The organism is Mesorhizobium sp. M1A.F.Ca.IN.020.03.2.1 (assembly GCF_004023205.1).
Taxonomy (GTDB): domain Bacteria; phylum Pseudomonadota; class Alphaproteobacteria; order Rhizobiales; family Rhizobiaceae; genus Mesorhizobium.
The window spans coordinates 1-9,323 of sequence record NZ_RZSV01000216.1 but is presented as its reverse complement, the minus strand read 5'-3'; the positions used below and the strand labels follow the sequence as shown (position 1 = coordinate 9,323).

The 9,323-nt window shown below is 65.2% G+C and carries 7 protein-coding genes; 5 read left to right on the top strand and 2 right to left on the bottom strand.

The genetic code is table 11. From position 1 onward, the window contains the following. The 3 genes from EOA79_RS25615 to EOA79_RS25605 all read left to right on the top strand — a co-directional run. A partial coding sequence (locus EOA79_RS25615; protein ID WP_128293417.1) for an ABC transporter permease subunit occupies positions 1-303 on the top strand: 303 nt, incomplete at its 5' end. Then, positions 300-1,481: a choline ABC transporter ATP-binding protein gene (gene choV / locus EOA79_RS25610; protein ID WP_095823289.1), complete on the top strand. Its 1,182-nt coding sequence runs from the start codon at positions 300-302 to the stop codon at positions 1,479-1,481. The genes EOA79_RS25615 and choV, both read left to right, overlap by 4 nt. 107 nt (positions 1,482-1,588) lie before the next feature. Next, on the top strand, positions 1,589-2,626 hold the full coding sequence (locus tag EOA79_RS25605; protein ID WP_095823288.1) for an MBL fold metallo-hydrolase: 1,038 nt from the start codon (positions 1,589-1,591) through the stop codon (positions 2,624-2,626). A 150-nt stretch (positions 2,627-2,776) separates the two neighbouring features. Here the strand turns inward: EOA79_RS25605 and EOA79_RS25595 are convergent, their stop codons facing one another. Next, positions 2,777-4,843: a BTAD domain-containing putative transcriptional regulator gene (locus tag EOA79_RS25595; protein WP_082953953.1), complete on the bottom strand. Its 2,067-nt coding sequence runs from the start codon at positions 4,841-4,843 to the stop codon at positions 2,777-2,779. A 170-nt stretch (positions 4,844-5,013) separates the two neighbouring features. Here EOA79_RS25595 and EOA79_RS25590 point away from each other — a divergent pair, with 170 nt between their 5' ends. Together EOA79_RS25590 and EOA79_RS25585 are read left to right on the top strand one after the other, a co-directional pair. Beyond that, positions 5,014-6,099: a pyridoxal-phosphate dependent enzyme gene (locus EOA79_RS25590; RefSeq protein WP_128293415.1), complete on the top strand. Its 1,086-nt coding sequence runs from the start codon at positions 5,014-5,016 to the stop codon at positions 6,097-6,099. A gap of 78 nt (positions 6,100-6,177) precedes the next feature. Further along, positions 6,178-7,659 carry an aspartate aminotransferase family protein gene (locus EOA79_RS25585; protein WP_095823567.1) on the top strand — a complete coding sequence of 494 codons (1,482 nt, stop codon included), beginning with the start codon at positions 6,178-6,180 and terminating at the stop codon, positions 7,657-7,659. Between the two features lie 19 nt (positions 7,660-7,678). Here EOA79_RS25585 and EOA79_RS25580 read toward each other — a convergent pair. Next, positions 7,679-9,323, bottom strand: a 1,645-nt coding sequence (locus tag EOA79_RS25580; RefSeq protein WP_128293413.1) for a BTAD domain-containing putative transcriptional regulator, incomplete at its 5' end; no start/stop codon positions are given.

Genomic DNA, 9,323 nt, shown 5'->3' with positions numbered 1-9,323 from the left:
GTGCCCAAGGCGATCATCGAGGCGGGCGAGTCCTTCGGCGCCACCAAGAACCAGCTTCTGTGGAAGGTCGAATTGCCCTCGGCGCTGCCCACGATCATGGCGGGGCTGACCCAGTCGATCATGCTGTCGCTGTCGATGGTGGTGTTCGCGGCGCTGATCGGCGCCGGCGGTCTCGGCACCGAAATCAACCGCGCGCTGGGCTCCCGCAAGATCGACCTCGGGCTTGAAGCAGGCCTTGCCATCGTCGTGCTCGCCATCGTGCTCGATCGCATGACCCGCATCGGCGTTGGAGGCAAGAAATGACCGTCGCCGTCGATTTCAAGAATGTCGATATCGTCTTCGGTGCCGACCAGGCGAAATCCCTCGCGCTGATCGACCAGGGCGCAACCCGCGCCGAAATCCTCGAAAAGACCGGCAACGTGCTGGGCTGCGCCGGCGCCAACCTCACCGTGCATGAGGGCGAGATCTCGGTGCTGATGGGCCTTTCCGGCTCCGGCAAGTCGACGCTGCTGAGAGCCGTCAACCGGTTGAACGTGGTGTCGCGCGGCCAGGTGCTGGTCAATGACGGCGACCGCACGGTCGACGTCGTCACCTGCGACGAGCCGACACTGAGACGTCTGCGGCAGAAGCAGGTGGCGATGGTGTTCCAACAGTTCGGCCTGCTGCCATGGCGCACGGTCGAGGAGAATGTCGGCTTCGGTCTGGAGCTCGCCGGTGTGCCGGAGGCCGAGCGCAAGGCACGGGTACAGAAGCAGCTCCAGCTGGTCCATCTCGACCAATGGTCGAAGAAATACGCGCATGAACTGTCGGGCGGCATGCAGCAGCGCGTCGGCCTCGCCCGCGCCTTCGCCACCGAGGCGCCGATCCTGTTGATGGACGAGCCGTTCTCGGCCCTCGATCCGCTGATCCGCACCAAGCTGCAGGACGAGCTCCTGCAGCTCCAGGCGGCGCTGAAGAAGACCATCATCTTCGTCAGCCACGACCTCGAGGAGGCGCTGAAGATCGGCAGCCACATCACCATCATGGAAGGCGGGCGCATCGTCCAGACCGGCGCGCCGGAAGACATCGTGCTCAGGCCGGCCAACGACTATGTCCGCGACTTCATCGCCAATGTGAATCCGCTTTCGGTGCTCACCGCCTGGAACGTGATGCGCGACCGCCGCGATCTCGAGCAGGGGGAGAATGGCTGGGTCTGGCTCGACCGGCGCAAGACGACGCGCTTCAAGATCGACGAGCATGGCCTGGTGGCCGCGGCCGAACGCGACGGCAAGCCGGCGGTGTGGGTATCCTGCGCCGAGGTCGAGAGGCAGCCGGAGGAGGGTGCGCAGGTGTTCTGGGCCAATCCCGGCACGTCGCTGAAGACGGTGATGCTCGCCATGCACCGCTCGCAGACGGCACCGGTGGCACTGTTCGACGAAGGCTCGCGCTTCGTCGGCGCGATCGGCATCCGCGACGTGCTGAGCGCGGTGCTCAGGCGGTAGGAGCTCGGCCTTAGTTCAAGCATGAAGTGTTCGCTGGCGGTCACCTCATGCTTGTTCTAGACTTGGTCGGCAGCCGGGGTGGGCCGCTCGCGCATGGGGCCGATAAAATGATCTTCCGTCAGCTTTTCGATTCCGTTTCGGGCACTTATTCCTATCTCCTCGCCAGCCGCCGCGGCGGCGAGGCGCTGATCATCGATCCGGTGCTGGAGAAGGTCGAACGCTACCTGCAGCTGGTCAACGAGCTCGACCTCAGACTGGTCAAAGCGGTCGACACACATCTTCATGCCGACCACATCACCGGGCTCGGCGCGCTGCGCGACAGGACGCATTGCGTCACCGTGATGGGTGAGCAGACCAAGGCCGACGTCGTGTCGATGCGGCTTGCCGACGGCGACAAGCTTGCCATCGAGGGGCTGGCGCTGGACGTCGTCTATACGCCCGGCCACACCGACGATTCCTACAGCTTCGTCCTGCCGGACCGCGTCTTCACCGGCGACACGCTGCTCATTCGCGGCACCGGCCGCACCGACTTCCAGAACGGCGATCCGCGCCAGCAATACGAATCGATCTTCGGCCGACTGCTCAAGCTTCCCGACGAGACGCTGATCTTTCCGGCACACGACTACAAGGGCGAAACCGTGTCGACGATCGGCGAGGAAAAGGCCTTCAATCCGCGCCTGCAGGTGAAGTCGGTGGACGAATACGTGAACATCATGAACAACCTGAAGCTCTCCAATCCGAAGATGATGGATGTGGCCGTGCCGGCCAACATGCGGGTGGGGCTGCATCAGGACGACATCGCCAGCCGCGGCTGGGCAGTAACCGCCGAACAGGCGCTGGCGCTGGTCGGTCGGCCCGACGTGGCGCTGATCGATCTGCGCGAGCAATCCGAACGGGATCGCCACGGCGTCATCCCCGGCGCGATCCATCTGCCCTATGCGCGGCTGCAGGAGAATATCGCCGCCGGCGGCATGCTGCACGAGCTGGCGAAATCGACAGCCAAGCAGATCCTGTTCTATTGCGCCTTCGGCGAGCGCTCGGCGATGGCCGTGCAGGCGGCGCAGGACCGCGGGATATCGAGCGCCCGCCACATCCAGGGCGGCATCGATGCGTGGCGGAAGGCCAGCGGTCCGCTGATGCACTGAGACCTGTCGATATTCAGGTGATGCCGGCCTGCAAACGCGCGTTTCCTGGTGCTCGTGTACTTCAACTACGCTCCGCTCAGGTTCTCGGAACCCGCCATTCTCGGCTCGGCCTGACCTCAATCGCAACACGCCCTTGGATGTGCCAGAAAATCAATTCAATCCGATCAGCTTCGCGCCTCTGCGGAACAGGGCTTCGCCGTCCCGGTCGAAGCGGAAGGTGGCGATGAAATCGTCCGCCCGATAGTCGGGCCACGTGGTGCGGATCGCGGCGGCGAAGTTTCGTGCCTCGTCCTGGCGGCCGGCCAGCGCCAGGCAATGCGCGGCGATCGCCAGGATGATGACATGCGCGTTGGGCCTGGCCGCAGCTTTCAGCGCCCATTCGGCGGCTTCATCGTATTCGCCCAAGCGTGCATGGGCCATGGCCCGCGCGCCCATCATGCCGAACAGCAATGGGTCAAAGGGGCTGAGATGGCGCGAGTGATCGGAGGAGCCGATCGCAGATTGCGGATCGCCCGACTGCGAATGGACAAAGGACAGGGCATAGTGGCCGAGCGCGAAGTTCGGGCTGAGGTCGACGGCCTTCGCCAGCTCAAGCAGCGAGCCGTCCTGCTCGCCGCGCAGCCACAAGGCGCGGCCCATCGCCCAGTGCGCGGCCGGATTGCGGTCATCGACCAGGAGGCTGTGACCGGCAGTTGCGAAAGCCAGCGACGCCTCACGGTCGCGATCGCCCCAACGCTGAAAGGCATTCTGCCAATGCGTGAAGGAGAGGCCTGCATAGGCTCGGGCGAAGGTCGGGTCGAGCTTCAGGGCGTCATTGAAGAACTGCTGCGCCAGTTCGTTTTCCTGGCGGGTGAAGCGGTACATGTGCCAGAGCCCGCGATGATAGGCTTCCCACGCATTCAGCGAATTCGGCGCCTTAAGCATTGCCCGGTTTCGCTCGACGGTCGCGATCTCGGCGGCGATCGAAGAGACGATGCTGTTGCCGATGTCGTCTATCACCGTGAAGATCTCGTCCGGCCTGTGCTCGAAGGTCTCGGCCCACACAATCCTCGCGGTGCGGACCTCGACGAGCTCGACCGAGACGATCACCCTGCCCGAAAGGCTGCGGACCGAGCCTGTCGCCACATAGTCGACATTCAGCCGGCGCCCGGCGTCCTCCGGCGCGATGTCCTTCTCGGCCAGCGCGAAAACCGATCCGCGGGCAATGACGAAGAAATCGCGAAGCTTGGCGAGCCGCGTTATGATGTCGTGGGTCAAGCCATCGGCAAGCCCGCCACGGAAATTGACGGCGCTTTCCGCGAACGGCATCACCGCCAACGAGGCCCGGCGCACCGATGCGGGTTCGGATTCGACGGCAACGATCGGTGCTTGTGGGGCCGGAAGAGCTAGTCCGGATCGCGCGCATGGCGTTGCGCTGGAATGGCGTGCCTTGATCTCGTGCCATGCTTCCCGCAACGGAGCGACATCCAGCTCCTCGGAGCGGAAGAGTTCCGCCGCGGTTGCAATATGCTCCTCACCGGCGCCGATCTGTCCCCGCCGCGCAAGGTTTTCCAGCAGCGCCACATGGGCGCGGCCATCGAAGGGCGCGAGTTCCAGCCATCTGTCCAGATAGGCGCCCGCTTCATCGGCTCCCTGGGGGAGCAGGCCGATGATGTGCTCCAGAACGGCGACGTGGCACGAGCTGAAACGGCGGCGTTGCGCGGTCAGCCAGCTGGTGAAATGCGGGCTCCGATCGAGCTCCAGCCCGTCAAGGAAATCGCCGGCGAAGAGCTGCGCAAGCGCCCGAAGACGCCCGAGGCTGAGCGTCTCGATCCCTTCGGCGACCGCTGCGGCGGCTTCGACGGCATCGACGTTCGTATCGGCAAGACGAAGCGCCACGGTGTCGCCCTCGGTCTCGACCCTCTGCCGGCCCGGTTGGTTAAGCGCGCCGCGAAGCTTGCTCAGGCACCAGCGAAGCTCGCCGCGCGGATCGTTTGGCACGTCCCACAGAAGCTCGCAAAGCCGGCTGCGGCTGACGGGATGTGGCGCGAGCGCCAGATAGGCCAGCAGCGCGCGCAACTTGCGCGAAGAAGGCAATTTAACCGGCTCGCCGCCACGCGCGATCGTCAGTTGCCCAAGCAGTCGCAAGGACAGGCCGGCGGCAGTGTCGTTCGGGCTCGATCGGCTGGATTCCACGTATGTTCCCACGCTTTCTCCAACGCTCACCAGTTGGTCCATGTTCTATCACCAAAGACGACAGGAAGCATCCGGCAGCCCAATTCCATGCCGGAATGCCGCCGTTGCCGCATTCGCGGCAGGTCAAGCAACCTAACGCGGCAAGGTGTCGAAACCGCGCCGCCCAAGCCGCCGGTCTGTAACCGGCGCGTGAGATCGCGAGGAGAAAGCCCATGTTGCAGAAGTTGAAAATCAGGACCACTGCCGGTCGCGGCCGGCTGTTCGACAGCATTCTCGACACCGTCGGCGACACGCCGGTCATCCGTATCAACAATCTCGGCCCCGGCCACGCGACCATCTACGTGAAGGCCGAGTTCTTCAATCCAGCGGCCTCGGTGAAGGACCGGCTGGCGCTCAACATCATCGAGGAAGGCGAGCGCAGCGGCAAGCTGAAGCCGGGCCAGACCGTCGTCGAGGCGACCAGCGGCAACACCGGCATCGGCCTTGCCATGGTCTGCGCGCAGAAGGGCTACCCGCTGGTGGTGACGATGGCCGAAAGCTTCTCGATCGAGCGCCGCAAGCTGATGCGCATGCTGGGCGCCAGGGTGGTGCTGACGCCGCGCGCCCAGAAGGGTTTCGGGATGTACAAGAAGGCGGTGGAACTCGCCGACGCCAACGGCTGGTTCCTGGCGCGCCAGTTCGAGACGGAAGCCAATGCCGCCATCCACGAGGCGACGACGGCGCGCGAGATCATCAACGATTTCGCAGGCTCGCGCCTCGACGTGCTGGTCACCGGCTACGGCACCGGCGGTACCGTGGCCCGCGTCGGCCGGGTGCTGCGCCGCGAGCGGCCGGATGTCCGCATCGTGCTTGCCGAACCGGCGAACGCGCAGCTTATCGGCAGCGGCAAGGCGCAGGAGCGTGGCCAGGGCGGTGCGCCGTCCGCCAGCCATCCGGCCTTCGAGCCGCATCCAATCCAGGGCTGGACGCCGGACTTCATCCCCAACGTGCTGCAGGAGGCGATCGACAAGCGCTACTATGACGATGTGGTGCCGATCGCCGGTCCGGAAGGCATTAAATGGGCCAAGGCCCTGGCGCAGCAGGAAGGCATCTTCACCGGCATTTCAGGCGGCGCCACCTTCGCCGTCGCGCGCCAGATCGCGGGCACCGCTCCGGCGGGCTCGGTGATCTTGTGCATGCTGCCCGACACCGGCGAGCGCTACATGTCGACCCCGCTCTTCGACGGCATCGAGGCTGAGATGGATGCGGAGGAGACGGCACTGTCGCGCTCGACACCAGGCTGCCAGTTCGACGCCTGAAGACAAATCGCGGCGCTGCCGTCCACTCGGATGGCGGCGCCGCGCGACGATCCAGGAATGATGGCGGGGGAGCAGCGAATGGACACTATGCAGGAAACAGCGGTGATGGATGAGACGCTCGACCCGCCAGACTGGGCCGAGATGCAGGCCCTGTCGCATCGGATCGTCGAGGAAGCCGTCGCTTATCTCAAGGATGTCCGGGACCGTCCGGTGTGGCGCCAAATGCCGGTCGAGGTTCGCGCCTTCTTCTCGGCGCCGCTGCCGCGCTCGCCGGCACCGATAGCCGAGGTCTATGGCGATGTCGCCCGCAACGTCATGGCCTATCCGATGGGCAACATCCATCCGCGCTTCTGGTCCTGGTATATGGGGTCAAGCAATTTCACGGGCGCGCTGGGCGATTTCCTGGCGGCGATCCAGGGCTCGAACCTCGGCGGCGGCAATCACGCCGCCGGGCTGATGGACAGCCAGGTGGTCGACTGGTGCAAGGAGATGGTGGGCTTCCCGGCTTCGGCCAGCGGCACGCTTGTCAGCGGCGGCTCGATGGCCAACCTCATCGGTTTGACCGTGGCGCGCAATGCCAAAGCAGGCGTCGACGTGCGCGAAAGGGGTGTCGGGGCGATCCCAAAACCGTTGCGCTTCTACGCCTCGGACCAGGTCCATTCCTGCCACCGCAAGGCCATGGAAGCGCTCGGCCTCGGCAACCGGGCGCTGCGGCGGGTCGCGACCGACGCCGATCTGCGCATCGATGTCGATGCGCTCAAGACCGCCATCGCGGAAGACCGCGCGGCAGGTTTCAAGCCGGCTTGCATCATCGGCACCGCAGGAACCGTCAACACGGGCGCGATCGACGACTTGCGGGCGCTGGCCGTGTTGGCGGCAGAGGAAGACCTCTGGTTTCATGTCGATGGCTGCATCGGCGCCCTGATCGCCATCGCGCCTGAAAACAGATCGCTCGTCGCCGGCATCGAACGCGCCCATTCCGTCGCGCTCGACCCGCACAAATGGCTGCACGCGCCCTTCGAAGCGGGCTGTTCGCTGGTTCGCGACGCCGTCGCCCACCGCAACGCCTTCGCCGTCACGCCGGAATATCTGGAATCGACGCCGCGTGGCCTCGCCTCAGGGCAATGGCTGCACGACTATGGCCTGCAGACATCGCGCGGTTTTCGCGCGCTCAAGATCTGGATGTCGCTCAAGGAGCATGGCATCGAGAAATTCGGGCGGCTGATCGACCAGAACATCGCCCAGGCCGGCTATCTGACCGAGCTGATCCGGGTCGAGCCGGCGCTCGAGCTGACGGCGCCGACCACCATCAACATCGTCTGCTTCCGCCATCGCCTGGACGGCGCCTCCGAGGAACGGCTCAAGGCGTTCAACACCGAAATCATGCTCAGGCTGCAGGAAGAAGGCATTGCAGCCGTGTCCGACACCACGGTGCACGGGCAGCACTGCCTGCGGGTCGCGATCACCAACCACCGCACCCGCCGCGACGACCTCGATCTCCTGCTGCGTGAGACGCTTCGCATCGGATTGGAAATCAAGGCCGCGGCGCTACCAGACTGACGAGATTGCGCAAGATATGTCATTCCGGCAGGCCGGCCAGCCGTAGCGCCTCGACATATTTGGCGAAATATTCTGGCCTGATCTGCCCCACCCGATGCTTGAGGTTGGAAAGCTTCAGTTGCGGGTCGAGCTCCAGCGAGCGCGCGATGTGCCTGCTCGCGGCATCCAGCCTGCCGGCCATGGCGTTGCTGGCGGCCGCCACACGCAGGCCGGTGAGATAATAGGGCTGCGCGCGCGACGCCGCCTCGGCGAGCGGCCAGGCGGCGTCGTAGCGGCCGGCCACGAAGTGAGCGAAGGCAGTGAAGGTCTGCATAAAGAAGGTCAGCGGATCGAGCGGGCTCAGCCGCCTTGCCCGCGACATGTGCTCGATTGCGATGTCCGGGTCGTCATGGCAGGCCTTGAGGCAGCCGCTGGCGCTCCAGGCGGCTGCGCAGTTCGGGTTGAGCACGAGCGCGCGGTCGGCCAGTGCCGATCCGGCCTCGTAATCGCCGGTGACATAACCCAGCGCCAGGCCGCTGAAAGCCAGCGCCACCGCATCGTCCTTGCCGGCGATAGCCACGTCGCCGACCAGCCTGGATACCTCGGCTGTTTCCTTCTGCCGGTCGATCATCCAGCCATTCGCCATGCGCCAGAAATAGCACCAGGCGGCAGCGCCTTCCGCGGCGGCAAAATCGGGGTCGAGCTGGATGGCCCTGTAGAACTGTGGCAACGCCTCCTCCAGCCCTTCTCTCGTCCAGCGGTAAAGGCTCGCCATGCCGCGCAGATAGTGGTCATAGGCGTCGAGGCTCTCGGTGGGCTTGCGCTTGGCGCGCGCCATCTCGGCCTGTTCGAGTCTGGGTGAAATTGCGCCGATGACACTGGAGGCAACGAGGTCCTGCAGTTCGAACACTTCCGAGACATCGCCTTCGAAGCGGTCGGCCCAGAGATTTACTCCCGCCGACGCCTCGATAAGCTGACCTGCCACCCGAAGCCGGCTGCCGGCCTTGCGGACACTGCCCTCCAGCACATAGCGCACCCCGAGCTCGCGTGCCACGCGGGTGACGTCAACCGCCTGGCCCTTGTAGGCGAAGGCGGAATTCCGCGCGATCACAAACAGCCAGCTGACATGCGACAGCGCCGTCGTGATCTCCTCGACAACGCCGTCAGTGAAATATTCCTGCTCGGCGTCGCCGCTCATGTTCTGGAACGGCAGGACCGCGATCGACGGCTTTTCCGGCACCGAAACGACAGGGCGAGGCGCCTTCGCTTCCAGGCGGGAAAGTTCGGCCTCGGGCTGGCCATAGTCGGCTATCGAACCCTTCAGCTCCATTGGCGCCTCGATGCGTTCGATCAGCGCCCGCGTCGCTTCCTCAGGCTCGACACCGAGCTCGCGCTTGAGCGCTTCCTTACAGGCCAGGAACTGACGAAAGGCGTCGTTGGTCCGGCCGTGGCGGCGGAAGACGCGGATCAGGGCGCGGTGGGCCTGCTCGGCGCATGGGTCGGACGTCACTAGCCGCTCAGCCAGTCTTTCGCAGGCCTGCTCCTCGCGTTCACCGAGTTCCGGCAGGAGGCTCAGCCGTTCGGCCAGGTCCAACGCCTTGCGGGTGTAGTTCGCCCGAAGCGGCGCAAGCCATTCGTCGATTTCGCCGGGGGATGGCAGTCCGTCGAGCAGGTCACCCCGGTAC